This is a genomic window from Afipia sp. MLSD5-FHT05B12, assembly GCF_058793355.1.
In genome coordinates, this window is sequence record NZ_JBXAFS010000006.1 from 207,328 (window position 1) to 229,404 (window position 22,077).

Annotated in this window: 17 protein-coding genes; 14 read left to right on the forward strand and 3 right to left on the reverse strand. The window is 61.5% G+C overall.

What is annotated here, in order from left to right:
• Positions 1-2 precede the first annotated feature (2 nt).
• From AC1Q6J_RS11200 to AC1Q6J_RS11230, 7 genes are all read left to right on the forward strand, one after another.
• A complete protein-coding gene (locus AC1Q6J_RS11200; protein WP_492279390.1) occupies positions 3-1,415 on the forward strand; it encodes a pyruvate dehydrogenase complex E1 component subunit beta in 1,413 nt (470 codons plus the stop codon).
• A gap of 182 nt (positions 1,416-1,597) precedes the next feature.
• Positions 1,598-3,010 carry a pyruvate dehydrogenase complex dihydrolipoamide acetyltransferase gene (locus tag AC1Q6J_RS11205; RefSeq protein ID WP_492279391.1) on the forward strand — a complete coding sequence of 471 codons (1,413 nt, stop codon included), beginning with the start codon at positions 1,598-1,600 and terminating at the stop codon, positions 3,008-3,010.
• Positions 3,011-3,023: 13 nt separating this feature from the next.
• Positions 3,024-3,452, forward strand: coding sequence for a hypothetical protein (locus tag AC1Q6J_RS11210; protein ID WP_492279392.1), 429 nt, complete (start codon positions 3,024-3,026; stop codon positions 3,450-3,452).
• Position 3,453: 1 nt separating this feature from the next.
• Positions 3,454-4,872, forward strand: a complete 1,419-nt coding sequence (gene lpdA / locus AC1Q6J_RS11215; RefSeq protein ID WP_492279393.1) for a dihydrolipoyl dehydrogenase — start codon at positions 3,454-3,456, stop codon at positions 4,870-4,872.
• A gap of 828 nt (positions 4,873-5,700) precedes the next feature.
• Positions 5,701-5,976: a GlsB/YeaQ/YmgE family stress response membrane protein gene (locus AC1Q6J_RS11220; protein WP_492279394.1), complete on the forward strand. Its 276-nt coding sequence runs from the start codon at positions 5,701-5,703 to the stop codon at positions 5,974-5,976.
• A gap of 263 nt (positions 5,977-6,239) precedes the next feature.
• The gene (ilvD, locus tag AC1Q6J_RS11225; protein ID WP_492279395.1) at positions 6,240-7,964 is read left to right on the forward strand and encodes a dihydroxy-acid dehydratase; all 1,725 of its coding nucleotides are present in this window, start codon (positions 6,240-6,242) and stop codon (positions 7,962-7,964) included.
• On the forward strand, positions 7,951-8,784 hold the full coding sequence (locus tag AC1Q6J_RS11230) for a tetratricopeptide repeat protein (RefSeq protein ID WP_492279396.1): 834 nt from the start codon (positions 7,951-7,953) through the stop codon (positions 8,782-8,784). Before ilvD ends, AC1Q6J_RS11230 begins: the two co-directional genes overlap by 14 nt.
• A 42-nt stretch (positions 8,785-8,826) precedes the next feature.
• On the opposite strand, the gene AC1Q6J_RS11235 is transcribed toward AC1Q6J_RS11230, so the two are convergent.
• Positions 8,827-9,684 (reverse strand): LysR family transcriptional regulator, encoded by an 858-nt coding sequence (locus AC1Q6J_RS11235; protein ID WP_492279397.1) that lies wholly within the window; start codon positions 9,682-9,684, stop codon positions 8,827-8,829.
• 92 nt (positions 9,685-9,776) lie between these two features.
• Between AC1Q6J_RS11235 and AC1Q6J_RS11240 the strand changes: the two genes are divergently transcribed.
• Complete coding sequence (locus AC1Q6J_RS11240) at positions 9,777-10,526, forward strand: enoyl-CoA hydratase-related protein (protein WP_492279398.1); 750 nt, start codon at positions 9,777-9,779, stop codon at positions 10,524-10,526.
• A gap of 102 nt (positions 10,527-10,628) precedes the next feature.
• Here AC1Q6J_RS11240 and xth read toward each other — a convergent pair whose 3' ends face one another.
• Positions 10,629-11,414 (reverse strand): exodeoxyribonuclease III, encoded by a 786-nt coding sequence (xth, locus tag AC1Q6J_RS11245; protein WP_492279399.1) that lies wholly within the window; start codon positions 11,412-11,414, stop codon positions 10,629-10,631.
• A 181-nt stretch (positions 11,415-11,595) separates the two neighbouring features.
• Here xth and AC1Q6J_RS11250 point away from each other — a divergent pair, with 181 nt between their 5' ends.
• Genes AC1Q6J_RS11250 through AC1Q6J_RS11260 form a run of 3 tightly spaced genes read left to right on the forward strand, consistent with a single transcriptional unit; the run spans position 11,596 to position 16,717 of the window.
• A complete protein-coding gene (locus AC1Q6J_RS11250; protein WP_492279400.1) occupies positions 11,596-12,735 on the forward strand; it encodes an efflux RND transporter periplasmic adaptor subunit in 1,140 nt (379 codons plus the stop codon).
• A gap of 3 nt (positions 12,736-12,738) precedes the next feature.
• Positions 12,739-15,864, forward strand: a complete 3,126-nt coding sequence (locus tag AC1Q6J_RS11255) for an efflux RND transporter permease subunit (RefSeq protein ID WP_492279401.1) — start codon at positions 12,739-12,741, stop codon at positions 15,862-15,864.
• A gap of 7 nt (positions 15,865-15,871) precedes the next feature.
• Positions 15,872-16,717 carry an amidohydrolase family protein gene (locus AC1Q6J_RS11260; RefSeq protein ID WP_492279402.1) on the forward strand — a complete coding sequence of 282 codons (846 nt, stop codon included), beginning with the start codon at positions 15,872-15,874 and terminating at the stop codon, positions 16,715-16,717.
• Positions 16,718-16,858: 141 nt separating this feature from the next.
• On the opposite strand, the gene erpA is transcribed toward AC1Q6J_RS11260, so the two are convergent.
• Complete coding sequence (erpA, locus tag AC1Q6J_RS11265) at positions 16,859-17,209, reverse strand: iron-sulfur cluster insertion protein ErpA (protein ID WP_492279403.1); 351 nt, start codon at positions 17,207-17,209, stop codon at positions 16,859-16,861.
• Positions 17,210-17,306: 97 nt separating this feature from the next.
• Between erpA and AC1Q6J_RS11270 the strand changes: the two genes are divergently transcribed.
• From AC1Q6J_RS11270 to AC1Q6J_RS11280, 3 genes are all read left to right on the forward strand, one after another.
• Entirely contained in the window at positions 17,307-18,515 is a 1,209-nt protein-coding gene (locus tag AC1Q6J_RS11270; protein WP_492279404.1) for a deoxyguanosinetriphosphate triphosphohydrolase, read from the forward strand.
• Between the two features lie 49 nt (positions 18,516-18,564).
• Positions 18,565-20,358: an arginine--tRNA ligase gene (gene argS / locus AC1Q6J_RS11275; protein ID WP_492279405.1), complete on the forward strand. Its 1,794-nt coding sequence runs from the start codon at positions 18,565-18,567 to the stop codon at positions 20,356-20,358.
• A 157-nt stretch (positions 20,359-20,515) separates the two neighbouring features.
• On the forward strand, positions 20,516-22,027 hold the full coding sequence (locus AC1Q6J_RS11280) for an SPOR domain-containing protein (RefSeq protein ID WP_492279406.1): 1,512 nt from the start codon (positions 20,516-20,518) through the stop codon (positions 22,025-22,027).
• Positions 22,028-22,077 lie beyond the last annotated feature (50 nt).

Genomic DNA, 22,077 nt, shown 5'->3' on the forward strand with positions numbered 1-22,077 from the left:
CCATGCCGATTCAAGTTCTGATGCCCGCGCTTTCGCCCACCATGGAGAAAGGCAACCTCTCCAAATGGCTGAAAAAAGAGGGTGAAGCCATCAAGTCCGGCGACGTCATCGCCGAGATCGAAACCGACAAAGCCACGATGGAAGTCGAGGCCACCGACGAGGGGACGCTGGGCAAGATCCTCGTCGCCGAAGGCACCAACGATGTCGCGGTCAACACACCGATCGCGACCATCCTGAGCGACGGCGAAAGCGCCGCCGATCTGGGCAAGGCCCCGGCAGCCGCTGCGGCCAAAGCCTCCGTTGAAGTTAAGCAAGAAGTTGAAGAGTCCCGCTCACCCGTCGGGGAAGGCAAGCCCCAGATCAGCGCTCCGGCTGCCGTCGCAGCCCCCGTGGCCCCGGTCGAGCCGGACCCCGAAGTGCCGCCCGGTACCGAGATGGTGAAGATGACGGTGCGTGAAGCGCTCCGCGACGCCATGGCCGAGGAGATGCGCCGCGACGGCGACGTATTCGTGATGGGCGAAGAGGTCGCCGAGTATCAGGGCGCCTACAAGATTACCCAGGGCCTGTTGCAGGAGTTCGGCGCCCGCCGCGTGATCGACACGCCGATCACCGAACACGGCTTCGCCGGTGTCGGCGTCGGTGCGGCAATGGCCGGGCTGAAGCCCATCGTGGAGTTCATGACGTTCAACTTCGCGATGCAGGCGATCGACCAGATCATCAACTCCGCAGCGAAGACGCTCTACATGTCCGGCGGCCAGATGGGCTGTTCGATCGTGTTCCGTGGTCCGAATGGCGCGGCGGCGCGCGTGGCCGCGCAGCACAGCCAGGATTACTCGGCGTGGTACTCGCAGATTCCGGGCCTCAAGGTTGTCTCGCCATATTCGGCAGCGGATGCGAAGGGGTTGCTCAAGGCCGCGATCCGTGACCCGAATCCGGTGATTTTCCTCGAGAACGAAATTCTCTACGGCCACACCGGCGACGTGCCGAAGCTCGACGACTATGTCGTTCCGATCGGCAAGGCGCGGATCGTGCGTGCGGGCAAGGACGTCACGCTGATCGCGTGGTCGAACGGCATGACCTACGCGCTGGGTGCCGCCGACGAACTCGCCAAGGAAGGCATCGAGGCGGAGGTCATCGATCTGCGCACGCTGCGTCCGATGGACACCGAGACGATTATCAATTCGGTGAAGAAGACTTCGCGCGCTGTGGTGGTCGAAGAAGGCTGGCAACAGTCCGGCGTCGGCGCCGAGATCGCAGCGCGCATCATGGAGAACGCGTTCGATTATCTCGACGCGCCGGTCGCACGCGTGTCGGGCAAGGACGTGCCGATGCCATACGCGGCCAATCTCGAAAAGCTCGCGCTGCCGACGGTGGCGGACGTCGTCGCCGCCGCCAAGGCTGTAAGTTACCGCTGAGAGAGCAGGACCAGTGCGGTGGTTCAGAAGTTCGCTTCATCATTTCCTCGAGTTCTTCAAGCGAACTTCTGAACCGAAACCGCACTGGACAAAATAGATTTGCGAGTGTCCCTTCGAATCCGAAGTTCGTAACGGAGGGCGCTGCACAATGAGACGAACTTCGGATTCGGGACACTCGTATCATGCCGATCAACATTCTGATGCCTGCGCTGTCTCCCACCATGGAGAAGGGCAACCTTTCCAAGTGGCTCAAGAAGGAAGGCGACAAGGTCAAGTCCGGCGACGTGATCGCCGAGATCGAGACCGACAAGGCGACGATGGAAGTCGAGGCCGTCGACGAGGGCACCATCGCGAAGATCCTCGTGCCGGAAGGCACGCAGGACGTGCCCGTCAACAATATCATTGCGGTGCTTGCGAGCGATGGCGAGGACGTGAAGGCTGCGGGAGCGGGGCAGGCGTCTGCGCCGCCACCCTCCCTATCGCAAGCGGGGGGAGGGAAAGAGGCCGCGGCATCAGCGTCCAAAGCCGTTTCCGCAGTGAAGTCTGAAGCAGCAGCAAGGTCCGCGCCGGCTCCGCAAGTTTCTCCCTCCCCCCTTGGTGGGGAGGGTGGCGCGGCGAAAGCCGCGCCGGGTGGGGGGACCGCGCAATCCAACGGCGCGCGTATTTTCTCCTCGCCGCTGGCCCGCCGTCTAGCCAAGGAAGCCGGGATCGATCTGTCCCGCGTCACCGGTTCGGGACCGCACGGCCGCGTGGTCGCGCGCGATATTGACGAAGCCAAATCCGGCAAGGGGCTCAAGCCCGCAGCCAGCGCTGGCGCTCCAGCCGCCGGGACTGGCGCTGTCGGCGCACCGGCGATGTCCGATCAGCAGATCCTCGCGCTGTATGAGGAGGGCGGTTACGAGAGCGTGCCGCACGACTCGATGCGCCGGACCATCGCGCAGCGTCTCACCGCTGCGACCAATTCGATGCCGACTTTCTACCTGACGGTGGACTGCGACCTCGGCAAACTCAATGCGGCGCGTGAGGAGATCAACGCGGCGGCAGGCAAGAATGCAGATGGCAAGCCGCTCTACAAGCTCTCGGTCAACGACTTCGTGATCAAGGCGATGGGGATCGCGCTGCAGAAGATTCCAGAAGCAAACGTGTCGTGGACCGAAGCGGCGATGCTTCGTCACAAGCATTCCGACATTGGTGTCGCAGTGGCGTTGCCGTTCGGCCTGATCACCCCGATCATCCGTCAGGCGGAGCTCAAGACCCTGTCGGCGATCTCCAACGAGATGAAGGATCTTGCCGCGCGCGCCAAGGCCAAGAAGCTCAAGCCGAACGAATATCAGGGCGGAACGTCGTCGGTGTCGAACCTCGGCATGTACGGCATCAAGGACTTCACCGCGGTGATCAATCCGCCGCAGTCGTCGATCCTTGCCGTTGGTACGAGCGAAGACAGGGCTGTGGTGCGGGGCGGCCAGATCGTTGCGGCGTCCATGATGAGCGTGACGCTGTCCTGCGATCACCGTGCCATCGACGGCGCGCTCGGCGCCGAGCTGATCACAGCGTTCAAGAAGCTGATTGAAAATCCCGTCATGATGGTGGTGTAGGCCGGGAGCGCGCATGCGCCGGTTTGGGATTATCGTACTCGCCTGCGCGTTCGGTCTTGCTGTGGCTCTCGCGTTCGGGGTTGTCGCCGGTCTGCTGCGTCCGTGCCCGGGTGAGGGGCTTGCCTGTTCAATGACATTGATAGCGGGGCTGATCTCTACGCCGGTTTTCAGCGTCGTTGCGCTGATCTGCTTTACCGCGGCGGTGTCCTGGAAGAGCGGCGCGCGCGCCTTGAATATCGCGTTACTGGTGCCGCTGGTGTCCTTCCTGTTGCTGGTCGTGGGCGTAAAGTATTCCGATATCTCGGTTCGCGAGTTTCATGAGCTTCGCGAGACCGACATTCAGGAAATGTTGCAGATTGTTGTTCCCATCATCCTGACATTGATCCTCCCATGGGCCATGCTTCGGCGTTTTGCAGGACGGCTCGAATCGAGAAGAACTTAAAATGGCTGACACATCTTTCGACGTTGTTGTGATTGGTTCAGGTCCAGGCGGTTATGTCACGGCCATCCGCGCCGCGCAGCTTGGCTTCAAGACGGCCATTGTCGAGAAGGTGTATCTCGGCGGCATCTGCAACAACTGGGGCTGCATCCCGACCAAGGCGCTGCTGCGCTCGGCCGAAATCTATCACTACATGAAGCATGCCAAGGATTACGGGCTGTCGGCGGACAACGTCTCGTTCGATCCGAAAGCCGTGATCGCGCGCTCGCGCGGCGTGGTGAAGCGCCTCAACGGCGGCGTCGAATTCCTGATGAACAAGAACAAGATCACGATCATCTGGGGCGAGGCGACGCTGGACGGTGGCGGCAAGTTCACGGTGAAGAAGACTGAGGCGGCTGCGCCCAAGGGCGCGCTGGGCGAGGGCGCTTACACCGCCAAGCACATCATTGTCGCGACCGGCGCGCGTCCGCGCGTGCTGCCGGGTCTGGAGCCGGACAAGAAACTGGTCTGGACCTATTTCGAGGCGATGAACCCCGACAAGATGCCGAAGTCGCTGCTGGTCGTCGGCTCCGGCGCCATCGGCATCGAGTTCGCCTCGTTCTATCGCACCATGGGTACCGAAGTGACGGTGGTTGAAGTGTTGCCGCAGATCCTGCCGGTTGAAGACGCCGAGATCGCGGGCTTCGCGCGCAAGCAGTTCGAGAAACAGGGCATCAAGGTTCTCGCCAACACCAAGGTCACCAAGCTCGAGAAGAAAGCCGACAGCGTGGTCGCCACCATCGACGACGGCAAGAAGCCGGTGACGCTCGAAGTGGATCGCGTGATCTCGGCAGTCGGCGTCGTCGGTAACATCGAAGGCTTCGGGCTCGAGAAGCTCGGGGTGAAGACCGATCGCGGCTGCATCGTCATCGACGGCTACGGCAAGACCAACGTGCCCGGCATATACGCCATCGGCGATGTCGCGGGCCCGCCCATGCTTGCGCACAAGGCCGAGCATGAAGGCGTCATATGTGTCGAAGCGATCAAAGGTCTTCACCCGCATCCGATGGACAAGACACTTATTCCCGGCTGCACCTATTGCCATCCACAAATCGCATCGGTCGGCCTGACCGAGGCGAAGGCGAAAGAGGCGGGCAAGGACATCCGCGTCGGCCGCTTCCCGTTCGTCGGCAACGGCAAGGCCATCGCTCAGGGCGAAGACCAGGGCATGGTAAAGGTGATCTTCGACAAGAAGACCGGCCAGTTGCTCGGCGCGCACATGGTCGGTTCGGAGGTCACCGAACTCATTCAGGGCTTCGTGGTCGCAATGAATCTCGAGACCACCGAGGAAGAACTCTTCCACACCATCTTCCCGCATCCGACGATCTCGGAAACGATGAAGGAAGCTGTGCTCGATGCCTATGGGCGTGTGCTGAACATGTGAGGGCTATCCTGTGGATTGTGGGGGCCATTAGAGATCAAGCGTTTGCCGTCACACAGTCTTGGCCGTTTTTCCGCAGTATCTGCGCATGGATTTGCGATACGCAGCAAGGTATGCGGCTATGGCAGAAGCGGCGCGACGTCGGATACGCCGGGCTGGAAGGACGCCTCGCGGGCATTTTCTCTGGACGGCAAAAGAAGATGCAGTCGTTGCTGCTCTTTATCCAGACTATGGAGCTCTTCGCAGAGCTTTGCGACGGCGAACGTATTACGCGTTAAGAAACCGAGTCCGTCATCTGGGTATTGTAAAACGTCGGCATGTCTGGACAGCCAACGAAGTCAGGCGGCTGCGAAGCTTGTATCTTTCAGCCACCACGCCCGAACTAATCGCTGCCTTTCCAGGAATGTCGTGGGGCCAGATCGCCGGTAAAGCTCGACATATTGGGCTTCGCGGTCGCAAGCCCAAACTGAAAGTTACCGGAATTCGAATAGTTGACACGATACGTACTCGGGCCTCTGCACGCGGATGGTCGATGGTCGATTTGGATTCCATTGCAGGTACGAAAAAGTACTTTCAGAAGGCCGGCTGGCATACATCCCGCTCTGTTCACGGGGCTTGGTTGAAAGCAATCGAAGTTCTTGAAGGTAGCGTTTCGATACAATGGCAACAGTAGTGCATGCACGGGCGCTTGTGACTACCGGCCAGCGCAGATAGCTGAACATCTCAGGCTGGAGGGCTTCCAGCCTCGTGGGCTTTCGAAACGTCACTGAAGTGCGTTAAGCTCCGGCACGGTCGGACGATTCCGGGTGGAATTCGTGGGTGGGGGTACCGATGGACGCACAGGCATTTTTCAGCCAGCCGGGAGTTGGTTTCTTCACCATGCTCCTGATCGGCGCCATCGCCGGCTGGATCGCGGAGCGGGTGACCTCATCCAACCATGGTATTTTCACCAACATTCTGGTCGGCATCGCGGGATCGTTCGTGGGCGCAAAGCTCGCGGAAATCGGGGAAGTGCCGGTGTTCGGCTTCTGGCGGACGCTCATTTCCGCTGCGATTGGCGCGGTGATCCTGCTGTTTGCCTGGCGCATGATACGCGGTCAGCGCTAACCGCTCGCGCGGCTCTCAATCTTCGATTGGGGGCCGTCGCGGTATCGTTGCCGCGGCGCAACGAATGTTGCGCGCCTACAACACTTCGTGAACATTTAACCGTCGCACCAGCAAGCGCTTGCGCGCGCCGCTATTTAGCCACACGCCTCCATGAGATCATTATTCCGTAGGCTAAACGCCACGGCATTCGCGAAGGCATTGGAAGAACCTCCCATTTTTAGGGGTTTTCTGGTCCTCGGGGCGGCTGCGGGACAAGGTTCACGATGGACGCGAAGAGTAACATCAAGGCGCGACTTCCAAGCCGTTATGTCACGGAAGGTCCCGCGCGCGCTCCCCATCGCTCCTACCTCTATGCCATGGGCCTCACCACCGAGCAGATCCACCAGCCGTTCGTCGGCGTGGCGTCCTGCTGGAATGAGGCGGCTCCCTGCAACATTTCCCTGATGCGTCAGGCGCAGGCCGCCAAAAAGGGCGTTGCTTCCGCAAACGGCACCCCCCGCGAGTTCTGCACCATTACCGTCACCGACGGCATCGCCATGGGGCATGAGGGGATGCGGTCGTCACTCCCGTCGCGCGAAACCATTGCGGACTCAGTGGAATTGACCGTCCGTGGCCATGCTTATGACGCCCTGATCGGGCTCGCGGGTTGCGACAAATCCTTGCCCGGCATGATGATGGCGATGCTGCGCCTCAACGTGCCGTCGATCTTCATCTACGGCGGCTCGATCCTGCCCGGCAATTTTCGGGGCCAGCAGGTCACCGTCCAGGACATGTTCGAGGCGGTCGGGAAGCACTCGGTCGGCGAAATGTCCGACGAGGACCTGGACGAAATCGAGCGGGTGGCATGCCCGTCCGCCGGTGCCTGCGGCGCCCAGTTTACCGCCAACACCATGGCGACGGTCTCCGAAGCGATCGGCCTTGCCTTACCGTATTCGGCTGGCGCACCGGCACCTTACGAAATCCGCGACGCCTTTTGCATGGCCGCGGGCGAGAAGATCATGGAATTGATCGCGCTGAACATCCGTCCGCGCGACATCGTTACCCGTAAGTCCTTGGAAAACGCGGCGGCAGTCGTGGCGGCGTCGGGCGGCTCGACTAATGCTGCGCTGCATCTACCGGCCATGGCGCACGAATGCGGAATCGAATTCGATCTGTTCGACGTTGCCGAAATCTTCAAAAAGACACCGTATATCGCGGATTTGAAGCCGGGCGGTCGTTATGTCGCCAAAGATATGTTCGAGGCTGGTGGAATACCGCTTCTGATGAAGACGCTCTTGGACAACGGTTACTTGCACGGCGACTGCATGACGGTCACCGGACGGACAATCGCCGACAACCTCAAGAGCGTGAAATGGAATCCTCACCAGGACGTGGTGCATTCAGCCGATAAGCCGATCACCGTGACCGGTGGCGTTGTCGGCATGAAAGGCAATCTCGCGCCGGATGGCGCGATCGTGAAAGTCGCTGGAATGTCGGTGTTGAAGTTCACAGGGCCCGCGCGTTGCTTCGATTGCGAAGAAGACGCGTTCGAATCCGTGAACAGGAAAACCTACAAGGAAGGCGACGTCATCGTGATCCGCTACGAGGGCCCCAAGGGCGGCCCCGGCATGCGGGAAATGCTCCAGACAACGGCGGCTCTCACCGGCCAGGGCATGGGCGGCAAGGTCGCCCTGATTACGGACGGCCGCTTTTCCGGCGCCACCCGCGGTTTCTGCGTTGGCCATGTCGGACCGGAGGCTGCCGTCGGCGGCCCGATCGGACTGATCCGGGATGGCGATATCATCGAACTTGATGCGGTCAACGGCACACTCCACGTCAAGCTGACAGATGCAGAGTTGGCCGAACGCAGGAAGGCGTGGAAGCCGCGTGAAACCTCGGTCGGTTCCGGCGTGCTTTGGAAATATGCCCAGCAGGTGGGACCGGCGATCAAGGGCGCGGTGACTCATCCCGGCGGGGCAGCCGAGAAGGTGTGTTATGCGGACATCTGAGCGCATCGGTATTGCTGGTGCTCTGGCTGTCGCGCTTTTCGCGGCAGGTCCGGCCTTTGCCTTTGAGGGCACGCAGCCGGGCGGGCAGGAAGCCGTGTTGCCGATGGTTGCCGCTCCCGGCGGCATCGGTCTCATCAAGAAGCCTGTTCCGCCAGCCGATATTCCGCAGGCTGCTCCTGCTGCCTCGCTAACGGCCCTTCAGTATGCCGCCGAAGGCGGGCATCCGATTGCGCAGTGGAAACTCGGTCGCATGTACGCCAAGGGCGACGGCGTCGCGCAGGACGATCTGCGCGCTTACGATTATTTTAGCAAGATCGCGAACGCGCACGCGGAAGACAGCCCGTCGGCGCCGCAGGCGACGATCGTTGCCAACGCGTTTGTGGCGCTTGGCCGCTACTACGTGTCCGGAATTCCGAACTCCCGCGTAAAGGCCGATCCGGAGCGGGCGCGGGAAATGTTCTCCTACGCCGCGTCGTATTTCGGCAATGCCGAAGCCCAGTACAATCTGGCGCGCATGTACCTCGACGGTGTCGGCATGCCGCGCGATGCCAAGTATGGCATTCGCTGGCTCGGGTTGGCAGCGCGCAAGGGGCAGCATCAGGCACAGGCGCTGCTCGGGCAGATGTTGTTCAACGGCGACCGTTTGCAGCGTCAGGCGGCGCGCGGCCTGATGTGGCTGACCCTGGCGCAGGACGGCGCTACGCCGGACGAAACGTGGATCAGGGACAGCTATAAGACCGCGCTCGCCAAGGCATCCGAAGATGACCGGGCGATGGCCTTGCAGATGCTCGAGCGCTGGGTGCAGGGCCGCCGGGACTGATCGGACAGAGAACGTCCTCTTCGACTGCGTGTAGTTTTCCAATTACTGCACCAATGGACCTGTCCGCGGCGCTTGCGCTCCCAGTCGCGTGGCAATTGCAGTAGCGGCCTTGGCGACTTCCTTCGCTTTCCACGCAACGAAAACGTCGCGCTCCAGAGACAGATCGCTCACCTCGACACCCACGATGCCCGGCTCGGCCCAGCTCCGCGCGGCGAGAGTAACGCCGACGCCAGCCCGCACCAGCGCGGCCGCGCTTGCTTCCTGTCGCACCTTTGCGACGATCCTGAGCTGAACGCCGGCAGCATGCAGGAGGCGTTTGCCGTTGCCGAGCAGTTCACAGCACTCCCGAAGCACATAGGGTTGTCCGCGCAGATCGGCCACCGAGACACGGCGGCGGCCCGCGAATTCGTGGGCCGGTCCGACGAAGAGCTGATACGCCTCACGCATGATCGCGCGACGCCGCAGTTTTGAACCGCCCGGCAGCGTCGTCAGCGCGAGATCGAGACGCCCGCTTGAAAGCTGCGCACTCAACTCCTCGGCAGAGGCTTCGTAGATATACGCCTCACCGTCGCATGCCTTGGTCAGCGACGCGAGCCACACCGGTGCAAGGCTCGGCAGCAGTCCGATCCGCAAAGGGCGCGGTGCAGGGGCGGTCATTGCATGACGCGCGTCGGAGATGGCTTTCAGCGCAGCGCGAACATGCGTCTCCAATTGTCTCGCGGCGGGTAGCGGCCTCAGACCCCTGCCGTCAGGGGCAAACAGCTTCGTGCCGAAATGCTCTTCGAGGCGCTTGAGCGAAGCCGACAGCGTCGGCTGCGTAACCGCGGAAAGCGCCGCGGCTCGGGATACCGAACCGGTTTCCATCATCGTCAGGAAATAGCGCAGCTGCTGGACATTCATAGGTTTTCTCTATGATTTAAAAATATCAATCGATTTTACCTGAATCACGCGATTCTGCTAGTGTTGTTACATGTTTCGTGGAGACGATCCGGATGCTCGACATCACGACCGCTGAAGGCGTTGCGCAAATCGCGCTGAACAGGCCAACTGCACGCAACGCATTGTCGCTCGCTCTGATCCGCGCACTCGCAACGAGTCTCGAGAATCTGGAGGCCGATCCGGAGGTGCGCGTTATTCTCCTGACCGGCGGCCCGCCATTTTGCGCCGGGGCAGACATCACAGAGATGACGGACATGACCTTGGCCAAAGCTCTGGCAGACAATTTCTCCGGCTGCTGCGATCGCCTGGCGAACTGCGCCAAGCCGGTCGTTGCCGCTGTTGAAGGCTATGCACTCGGCGGTGGCTGCGAATTGATCGAGATGTGCGACATTGTCGTTGCCGCCGAGAATGCGCGCTTTGGACATCCGGAGATCATGCTCGGCACGCTCTCCGGTGCCGGAGGCACGCAACGGCTCGCCCGTGCGGTCGGCCGCGCCAAGGCGATGGATCTCGTTTTGACCGGACGGCTGATCGAGGCACCTGAAGCCGAGAGGATCGGGCTCATCAGCCGGGTGGTTACTCCGGGGCAGGCTTTGGCGGTTGGCACGGAGATCGCCCAGCATATCGCGGCGAGATCACTTTTCGCCACGCGTTTCGCCAAGGAGGCGGTTGATCGGGCCGTGTCCATAGGATTGGAAGAGGGCATCAGGCTGGAGCGTCGCTTATTCCATCTCAGCTTTGCCACCGGCGAACTGCACGACGGTATGCGGAGCTTTCTGGCCGGACGGGGCAAGCCATCATGACGGGGCGCGGTGCAAGCGAATCGCATGCATCCCCACACGCCACATTCGCTAAATGTGTCAGTTGCTCGGAACCAACCCGCGGGCATCGCCCTGCGGCGCTGCTCAATTCAGATCCAGATCGATCCACACCGGAACGTGATCTGATGCTTTTTCCCATCCCCTGACGTGGCGATCGATCCCGGCATCGATAAGCAGGTCGCTGGCCTGCGGCGACAGCAGCAGGTGGTCGATCCGGATGCCGTTGTTCTTTGGCCATGCGCCGGCCTGATAGTCCCAGAACGTATACTGACCGGGCTGGTCCGAAACCGCGCGTATCGCGTCAGTCAGACCGAGGTTGAGCAGGGCGCGGAAGCGCTCGCGCGTCTCCGGCAGGAACAGCGCATCATTGGCCCAGGCGGCCGGATTGTAGACGTCGCCGTTGGCGGGAATGACATTGAAATCACCCGCCAGCACCAGCGGTTGCTCGCCTTTCAATTGCTCTTTTGAATATTGAAGAAGCCTATCCATCCATTTGATTTTATACGGATATTTATCTGTATTGGGAGGATTTCCGTTGGGCAGATAGAGGCACGCGATCCGCAGCGAGCCGTTTGCATGCGACACCACCCCCTCAAGAAAGCGGGCATGCAGATCATCGGCGTCGCCGCCCAGGCGCGGTGTGGTTTCGTCGAATCGATACTTTGAGAGGAGCGCCACGCCATTGAATGTCTTCTGGCCGTGGGTCACCACGTGGTAGCCGAGCGCTTCGATCGGCTCTCGCGGAAACGCCTCATCCACGCACTTGATCTCTTGCAGGCAGACGATGTCGGGAGACCGTTCCTTGAGCCAAGTCAGCAGGTGATCGAGCCGCTGTCGCACGGAGTTAACATTCCAGGTGGCGATCCGCATGGTCATTTCCGTTAGTTACGTGGCCATTATTCCAAAGAATCCGCCTGCATGCCGTACCACGAGCGATGCGGCTGTGATAAGCCGAATACAAATAACGCTGGAAAACCAGCACCATGGGGTTGGGGAAACGGTGGCTGCTCGGCGTGTTTGCGCAGCCTGAATCCTGAGCCTGAGAGTCGGCATGATTAAAGATATTTCCAAACGGCGTATTTTACTCATTGCGGGCGTCGTCATTGCGGCCGTCGCGCTCTATGCGATCCGCTCGATGTGGACGAGCGGCGCGACCACGGCGCAGGCCCCGCCGCGGCCCCGTGCTGTGTCGGTCGAAATCGCCAAGGCTGAGAAGAAGCCGGTCCCACTCGATGTGGATGCGATCGGTGCGGTGACGCCGATTTCGAGCGTTGCGCTGAAATCCCGCGTCGAGACCACCATCGTCGGGGTTCATTTCGAGGACGGCGCGCGCGTGAAGGAGGGCGATCTGCTGTTCACGCTGGACTCGCGTCAAATCGATGCGCAGATCGCGCAGGCGGAAGGCAATCTCGCACGGTCCCAATCGCAACTCGTCGCCGCCGAGCGCGATGTGAGACGTTTCAACGAACTGATCGGCAAGGGCGCAACCACGCAGGTCAATGTCGACAATGCGAAGACCGCCGCGGACACCGCGACCGCGATCATTCGGGCCGATCAGGCCATTCTGGATAATCTGAAGGTCCAGAAAAGTTATACGAAGATCACGGCGCCCATCAGCGGCCGGATCAGTGCCGCTACCGTCAAGGTTGGAAACTTCGTCCGGCCGGCGGATACGTCACCGCTTGCGACCATCAATCAGATGGCGCCGGTGTATGTGACCTTCGCAATTCCGCAGCGTGTGCTGAGCGATTTGCGCGACGCGATGAAGACCGGGCAATCCTCCGTCACGGCTTCGCTTCCCGGCAGCGAGAAATCGGAAACCGGCACCATCGCGATGGTCGAGAACACCGTCGACCCGACCACGGGAATGGCGATCGTGCGCGGCAAGATGGGCAACGAGAGCGAGCTTCTGTGGCCGGGCATTCTGGTCAACACGAAGCTGACTGTTCGGACCGAGGAAGCCGTTGTGGTGCCGTCTGTCGGCGTCCAGCGCAGCCAGACCGGAAATTTCGTGTTCGTCGTCAAGGATGGCAAGGCGCAGGTGCAGCCTGTTACGGTTAGCCGCACATTTGAAGGAACCTCTGTGATCGGCAGCGGCCTCGAAGGCGGGGAAAGTATCGTCGTGGACGGACAATTGCTGTTGTCCAACGGCACGGCCGTCGAGCCGCGTAGCCGCAAGGCTGGAGCTTGATCCATGAATCTGTCGGAGCTTTGCATCCGCAGGCCGGTGATGACGACGCTGATGACGGCGTCGATCATCGCGTTCGGCGTGTTTGGCTTCCGGCTGTTGCCCGTCTCGGCATTGCCCAAGGTCGACTTCCCGACCATTGCCGTCACGGCGACCTTGCCTGGCGCCAGCGCGGACACGATGGCTGCCTCCGTCGCCGGCCCGATCGAGCGTCAGCTCTCGACCGTCGCAGGCATTTCCTCGATGTCGTCAAGCTCGTCGCAGGGAACGACGACCATCACGATTCAGTTCGATCTGAACCGCAGCATTGATGGCGCGGCACTCGATGTGCAGACCGCGCTGACGGTGGCGCAGCGCCGTCTCCCGGTCGAAATGATTATTCCGCCGACGTTCCGGAAGGTGAATCCGGCCGAGTTTCCGATCCTGTTCCTGTCGATGAACTCCGAGACGCTTCCGCTCTCGACGGTCAATGAATACGGCGACATCACCGTCGGCCAGACGTTGTCGCAGATTCCGGGCGTCGCTCAGGTGCTGATCTACGGCGCGCAGAAATTCGCCATCCGCGTACAGGCTGACCCGGAAGTCGCCGCCGCACGCGGGCTTTCGCTCGAAGACATTCGGGCGGCCGTCTCGCGCGCCAACTCCTCGACCCCGGTCGGTACACTCAACGGTCCCAAGCAGGACATCGCCCTGCAAGCGTCGTCGCAACTGAACAAGGCCATCGATTACCGGCAGGTCGTGGTGGCATGGCGCAACGGCTCTCCGGTGAAACTCGACGAAGTCGCGAAGATTTACGACAGCGTCGAAAACGACAAGATCGCGACCTGGTTCAATGGCCGCCGCGCGATTGTGCTCGCGATCCAGAAACAGCCCGATGCCAACACCGTTGCCGTCGTCGATGCCGTCAGGGCGAAACTGCCCTCGCTGCGTGCGCAGATACCGCCGTCGGTGACGATGGACGTCATGCTCGATCGCTCCGTATCGGTTCGGGAGTCGGTGGCCGACGTCGAGGAGACCCTGCTGATCGCAATCGGTCTCGTGATCGTCGTGATCTTCCTGTTTCTGCGTTCCGCCTCCGCGACGTTCATCCCTGCGCTTGCGGTTCCGATCTCGTTGTTCGGCACCTGCGCGGTGATGTATGTGCTGGATTATTCCATCAACAACATGACGCTGCTGGCGCTGACCTTGTCGGTCGGATTCGTTGTCGACGACGCCATTGTCATGCTTGAAAACATCGTGCGCCATATCGAGGAGGGGATGAAGCCTTACGAGGCCGCCCTGAAAGGCGCGCGCGAGATCGGCTTCACGATTCTGTCGATTACGTTTTCGCTGATCGCGGTTTTCATTCCGGTCCTGCTGATGGGCGGCATCGTCGGCCGCGTATTCCGCGAATTCGCCGTGACGATTTCGGTCGCTATTATTGTCTCAGGCTTCGTATCGCTGACGCTGACACCGATGCTCTGCGCCCGTGTGCTGAAGGCTCATGATCCGCATCACAAACCAAACTTCGTACTGCGGTGGTTCGAAGCGATGTTCAGTTCGTGGTTGCGAGCCTACGAATGGTCGCTTGATCGCGTACTTGCCTACAAGTCCTTGATGCTGGCGGTCACGCTGGCAACGCTCGGCGCAACCGTCTGGCTTTACATCATCGTTCCGAAGGGCTTCTTCCCGCAGGAAGACACCGGCTTTCTCGTCGGCATCACGGAGGCTGCGACCGACACCTCATTTGCTGCCATGAGCGAACGGCAGAAGGTTTTGGCCGATGCCTTGCGATCCGATCCCGCTGTGGAGTTCGTCAACAGCACGGTCGGTTCGGGTGGTCCCAATGCCACTACGAACTACGGCCGGTTGTTCATCGGGTTGAAACACAAAGACGAACGCGCGCCGGTTCAGGTGGTCGTTGCGCGCTTCAGACAAACGGCGTTGCAGGTGCCAGGGCTGCAGGCTTTCTTCCAGAGCATCCAGAACCTCAATATCGGCGGGCGTCCGTCGAAGAGCCAGTATCAGTACACGCTGCAAAGCGGCGATACGGAATCGCTCTACCGCGCCGCGCCGGAGATGCGCGACCGGATCGCCAAGGTGCCGGGGCTGCTGGACGTCACCACCGATCTCTACATCAAGAACCCGCAGTTGACCGTCGAGATCGATCGCGAAAAGGCCGCGGTTTATGGCGTGACCGCCGACCAGATCCGCAACCAGTTGTTCAATGCCTACGGTGCGCGGCAGGTGGGCACGATCTACATGCCCTCGAACGACTACCAGATCATTCTGGAGGCGCAGCCGAAGTTCCGGGTCGATCCGACGGATCTGTCCAAGCTGTACGTCAAGACAGCGAACAATCAAACGATTCCGCTGGAGACGGTCGCGAAAATGGTGCCCACCGTCGGGCCGTTGCAGATCAATCATCAGGGCCAGCAACCCGCGGTGACGATTTCGTTCAATCTCCAGCCAGGGACGTCTCTCGGCTACGCGGTGGACAAGATTACGCAGATCGAACAGGATTCGAACCTGCCGGCGACAATCGCCACCGGATTCTCGGGCACCGCGCAGGTATTCCAGGATTCGCTGCGCGGGCAGGGCGTTCTCATTCTCGCGGCAGTGTTCGCCGCCTTCGTCATCCTTGGAATTCTCTACGAGAGCTTCATCCATCCGATCACGATCATCTCGGGCTTGCCGTCCGCCGGTATCGGCGCGATCCTGACCCTGATGCTGTTCAAAATGGAACTGTCGGTGATCGCCATGATCGGCATCGTCATGCTGGTCGGCATCGTGAAGAAGAACGCCATCATGATGGTGGACTTCGCCATCGAGCGCCGCGCCGTCGGTCTCAGCGCTGAACACGCCATCCGCGAGGCGGCGCTGCTGCGCTTCCGGCCCATCATGATGACGACATTCGCGGCGATCTTCGGCACACTGCCCATTGCGCTGGGCGCGGGCGCGGGCGCGGAACTGCGTCAGCCGCTGGGTGTGGCCGTCGTCGGCGGTCTTCTGGTCTCCCAGTTGCTGACGCTTTACATCACGCCGGTGATCTACATCTATCTCGATCGTATCGATCGCCGCCTGAAGCGCCGTCTCGATCCGACGTTGCTCGAGCCGGACGTAAAGCCACCGCGCGTTGCGGCGGCCGAGTAGAACCCCGATGAGTGTGAGACGGGCAAGGACAGCATGGTGCGTTGCAATCGCGGTCATCGCATGGCTGGCTGTGATGCCGGTTCGCGCGGCGGAGGAGCCGATCGAGATTTTCGACGCGCACTTACATTACAACTGGGAGCCGACGCCATTCTACCGCGTCGACGAAGTGCTCGCGCTGTTCAAGAAGCACCGCGTCACCGGCATTCTCGCCACCAGCCGGCCCAATACCGGCACGCACGCGTTGATGGAGGCAAAGGCGGACGGATTGTGGGTCGTTCCGTTCATTCGCCCTTACCGTGTCCGCCCTGATATCCAGACTTGGTTCAACGACCCGACGATCTTCGATCTGGTGCAGGACGAGTACAAGCGTGGTTATTACCGGGGCATCGGCGAGTTTCATCTGTCGGGGAAAGTCGCGGCCACCGAGTGGGTCAAGAAGGCCGTGGACTTCGCGGTCGCCAACGACCTCTATCTTCATGCCCACGCCGACGATGAAGCTGTCGAGATTCTGATGCGTCACAACGGCCGCGCGAAGATTATCTGGGCGCATACCGGCTTCAGCCTCGCGCCGAGCCGTGTCGCGGCGATGCTGGCAACCTATCCGCAGCTTTGGGGCGAACTGTCCTATCGCGGTGGCATCACCGTCGGCGGCGAACTCACGCCGGAATGGCGGGTGATGTTCGAGAAGTATCCGGATCGCTTTCTGCTCGGATCCGACACCTGGATCAGCGAACGCTGGTCGAGCTACGGTGCGATCATGGCTGAGTATCGCGGCTGGCTGAAGCAATTGCCGCCAGCGGTTGCCAGGCAGATTGCACACGGCAACGCGCGGCGGCTGTTCGCCGCGAAATAGTAGCCGCGCACTACCCGTCATCCTGAGGCGCGAGCCGTTTTCGGCGAGCCTCGGAGGATGAGAGTTCAGCACATGCAGCTATCCTTCGAGGCGCGCAAGAGCGCGCACCCCAGGGTGACGTCCCATTTCGTGGTGAGCGAATTAAATCGAGAAACTTGTCCCGCAGCCGCAGGAGGCGGTCGCGTTCGGATTGACCACGCGGAATGACGCGCCGATCAGGTCATCGACAAAGTCTACTTCCGATCCGGCCAGGAACGGCACGGATGAGGGGTCCACCAGCACCACGGCATTGTCACGTTCGATCACAAGATCGTCGTCCGCCTTGGCGCGCTCGACATCGAATTTGTACTGGAAGCCGGAGCAGCCGCCGCCCTCGACGCTGATGCGCAGCATCGCACCGTCGCCTTCCGACTTGAGGATGGCGCCGATTCGCTTCGCGGCCCGTTCCGATATCGTGACGTTGGCGGCGGTTTCGGTCGCTACGGCAGTCATAATAAGTCTCCGAAAACACGGGTATTTGAACATACCCGTGTGGCATAGTTAAGTGCGCTGAGCGCCAGAATCAAACACCGAAAGCGGAATAATTCATATGTCGGTCGGAATGGCTGCCCCTCCTGCGGTCTATGGCTCGGACCCCGGTCAGAGCCGGGGCAGGCGCTATAACGAGCCGCCGAGCCTGCGCCGCAGCGCGTTTCGCCGGGATTGCGACCGGGTCATTCATTCCAACGCCTTCCGCCGCCTGAAGCACAAAACCCAGGTTTTCGTGTTCCATGAAGGCGATCATTACCGCACCCGCCTGACCCATACGCTGGAGGTTGCGCAGATCGCCCGCGCGCTGGCGCGGCAGCTCGGCCTCGACGAGGACCTGACGGAGACACTGGCGCTGGCCCATGACCTCGGCCATCCGCCGTTCGGCCATGCCGGGGAGCGGGCTTTGGACGAATGCCTGCGGGCGCATGGCGGGTTCGACCACAATGCGCAGAGCCTGCGCGTGGTGACGCTGCTGGAGCGGCGCTATCCGCAGTTCGACGGTCTCAATCTGACATGGGAATCCCTCGAAGGCATCGTCAAGCACAATGGTCCGCTGATCGACCGCAATGGCGAGCCGGTCGGGCGTTATCGCGAACATGGCGTGCCGGTCGGCATCTCGGAATATGTCGCGTATCACGATCTCGAATTGTGGAGCTACGCCTCGCTGGAAGCGGAGGTCGCCGCCGTCGCCGACGATATCGCCTACGACGCCCATGACATCGACGACGGACTGCGGGCAGGGCTGTTCACGGTCGATGACCTCGGCGCGATTCCGCTGATCGCGGACATCAATGCCGTGATCACGGCGCGCTATCCCGTTCTCGATGAGACCCGGCGTGGCGCGGAACTGGTGCGCGAACTGATCTCCTATCTGATCGAGGATGTGTTTTCGGAGACGCGCAAGCGGCTCATGGCGGTCCAGCCGCAGAGCGTCGCGGATGTCCGCAATCATAACGGCGTGATCGTCGCGTTTTCGGCGGATGCCGAACGGGCGGAGGCGGCCGTCAAAAGTTTCCTGAAGATCCGGATGTATCGCCATGAGCGTGTGATGAGCGTCATGCGGGACGCTGAGGCCGTGGTCCGCGATCTGTTCGCGCGCTATCAGGCCGAACCGGGCGATCTGCCCGCCGAATGGCTGCCCGATGAGGGCGCGCACGATCAGGCCGGCCGGTCCCGCCGGATCGGCGATTTCATTGCCGGAATGACCGACCGATACGCCATTATCGAGCATCAGAGGCTTTTTGACTCGACCCCGGATTTACGTTAGGCGGCGGCCTGAAACAGCCGACTTACGCGCGCTCCACAGGATCCTTGAGATGAATTCTCTCGCCCAATCCCCGCATCTGTTCGCCGACGTGCTTTCGCGCGTGCATGCCGTGTGCGCGGCACTCGGCGGCGAGGGGGCGCTCCCCGCGGGCATCGACCTGTCGCGCGTCGTGGTTGAACCGCCGAAAGACGCTGCGCATGGCGACATGGCGACCAACGCGGCGATGGTGCTGGCCAAAGACGCCAAGGCGAAGCCGCGCGAGTTAGCCGACAAGATCGCTGACAAGCTGCGCGCCGATCCGATTGTCGAAAGTGTCGATGTGGCCGGACCCGGTTTCATTAATCTGACCCTGAAGACCTCCGCCTGGTTCGGTGCATTGCGATCCGTGCTGGAGCAGGGCGTGAGCTATGGCCGCCGCGCCGTTGGCGCGCGCGAGAAGGTCAACGTCGAGTACGTCTCCGCCAATCCGACAGGGCCGATGCATGTCGGCCATTGCCGGGGCGCGGTGTTTGGCGATGCGCTGGCGAGCCTGCTGTCATTCGCAGGCTACGACGTCACCAAGGAATATTACATCAACGATGCCGGCGCGCAGGTGGATGTCCTCGCGCGCTCCGCGTTCCTGCGTTATCGCGAAGCGCTCGGCGAAACCATCGGCGAGATTCCCGAGGGCCTTTATCCAGGCGACTATCTTGTGCCGGTCGGGAAGGCTCTTGCGGCGGAGCATGGCAACAAGCTGCTGAAGCAATCCGAGGCTGAGTGGTTGCCGCTGGTGCGCGCAAAAGCCATCGCCATGATGATGGAGATGATCAAGGGCGATCTTGCCGCGCTCAACATCCGGCACGATGTGTTCTTTTCAGAGCGCTCACTCAATGAGAATGGCAACGACCGCGTCGGTGCGACCATCGCTGAGCTGCGTGCGAAGGGCGATGTCTATGAGGGCCGTCTGCCGCCGCCGAAAGGCGCGCCGGTCGAGGATTATGAAGATCGCGAACAGACATTGTTCCGAGCCACTGCGTTCGGCGACGACGTCGATCGTCCGCTGAAGAAATCGGATGGGTCGTACACTTACTTCGCGTCCGACATCGCCTATCACAAGACCAAATTCGACCGCGGCTTCCTCAACATGGTCGATGTGTGGGGCGCGGACCACGGCGGCTACATCAAGCGCGTGCAGGCGGCGATCAAAGCCGTCACCGCCGACAAGGCCGCGCTGGACGTGAAGATCGTGCAGCTCGTCAAGCTGCTGCGCAACGGCGAGCCGGTGAAGATGTCGAAGCGCTCCGGCGATTTCGTCACGCTGCGTGAAGTCGTGGATGAGGTCGGCTCCGATGCCGTCCGCTTCATGATGCTGTTTCGCAAGAACGACGCGGTGCTCGATTTCGATCTCGCCAAGGTGATCGAGCAGTCGAAAGATAACGCGGTATTCTACGTGCAGTACGGGCACGCACGCGGGCATTCGATTTTCAAGAATGCGCGTGAAACGGTTCCGTCATTGCCGGAGAATGCAGCGGAGCGCGTCGCGTTCCTGCGCGGCGCGAACATCGAGCGTCTGAGCGATCCGGTTGAACTCAGCCTGATCCGGCAGATCGCGCTGTACCCGCGAATCGTGGAAGCGGCGGCGGTCGCACATGAGCCACACCGAATCGCGTTTTACCTGTATGATCTCGCGAGTGAATTTCACGCGCTTTGGACCAAGGGGCGCGATATGCCTCATTTACGCTTCATTATCCAGAATGATGCAGAAGTAACAATCGCGCGACTTGCCCTGGTTCAGGGCGTCGTCTCGGTTCTGGCTTCCGGCCTCGCCGTGCTCGGCGTCCATGCTCCAAACGAGATGCGCTAGTGGTCCGATTTTAACATTCGCATCCCGTTTCAGCGGGCATCCTTGCGAATGGTTGGGGGATTTAACCGCCACGGGGAACGGGTGGCGGCAGTGAGAACAGCGATCGCTCCGTTTGAACGACGGGCGGGCGCTTTCCCGAAGGGGATGCAACATCGCAATGGCGAACCAATATCGCGACAGACCGTTTCCGGCGGACGACGACTACAGCCGGGATCAATCCCGCATTGCCCCGCAGCAAGGCGAGAGCGACCCGCTGGCCGAGCTGGCGCGACTGATCGGGCAGGCCGATCCATTCTCGAATTTTGGACGCGAACAGCAGGCGCAGCCGGCCCGGCATGATCCGCGCGATCAGTACGCCGCCCATGAGCCCGTCGCCGAGGAAGAGGACGTGCCCGCCGTTCGGCCGTCCTGGGTGCAGAATTTGGCTTCCGCGCGTCACGCGCCGCAGGAGCCCGCTTATCGCGAAGAGCCTTATCGCGAAGAACATTATCGCGCAGAGGATCGTTACGATCCGCCGCATGCTGACGAACAGCGGTACTCAACCCAGGATGATATTTACGGCAGGCATGCTCCGCAATTCGATCACAGCGGTTACGATCCGGTATTGACCGGGCAGGGCCGCGGCCAGCAGGCCGCCGCCAGCGACCGTTACGATGACGTTCTCTACGGCCGGCCCGATCGCGATCCTGGCCAAGATGGCGACTTTGGCGCTCACGGTGGCCAATATGACGATGGCTACGACCGGCCGCCCTACGGCGAAGACTTCGAGCAGGACTCTCCGAAGGCGCGGCGCGGCGGCACGATGACGGTTGTCGTCGTTCTGCTGCTTGCGGTCATAGGCACTGGCGCCGCCTTCGCTTACAGGACCTTCGTCGGCTCTCCGCGCAGTGGTGAGCCGCCAGTCATTAAGGCTGACGCCGGGCCGAACAAGGTCATTCCGCCTGGCGCGGGCGATAGTTCGGGCAAAATCACCGATCGTGTTGGCGACAAGAGCGCCGAGCGGGTGGTGTCCCGCGAGGAACAGCCTGTTGATGTCAATGCCAAGGCTGGTCCGCGCGTGGTGTTTCCGCCGCTGACCCAGAATGCGAACCCGCCAACTGTCGCCAGTGCGTCGCCTAACGCCCGGCCGACCGGCGCAGGTGTGGGCAATGGTACGCTGACGGGTGGCGAGGAGCCGCGAAAAATCCGCACCCTGAGCATTCGGCCGGATCAGCCGGATTCGGCGGCTACTGCTGCACCACCGGCGACGCCCGCGCGTTCGCAACCTCCTGCGCAGCGGGCTTCGACCACCGCACCGGCGAGTACCGCCTCGACGGGAGCGCCGGCCGCCAACGCGCCTGTTTCGCTTTCGCCGCAGGCGCAGCCGGCTCCTGCTGAGCGCCCCAAGGTTGCTGCGATCAGTCCAGCCGCGGTCACGGGTGGAGGTGCCTATGTGCAGGTGTCGTCGCAGAAGTCGGAGGCGGATGCGAAGGCCTCGTTCAGATCCCTTCAGGGCAAATATGCCTCGATCCTCGGCTCACGCACGGCATCGATCCACAAGGCCGACATCGCCGGAAAGGGCACGTTCTATCGCGCCATGGTCGGGCCCTTCGGAACCAATGAGGAAGCCACGACGTTCTGCGGGAACCTGAAATCCGCCGGCGGGCAGTGCGTCGTGCAGCGGCGCTAAGGCTTCCAGACTGCGCAAAAGCGCCAAATCATTGAGACCAATTGCGTTTG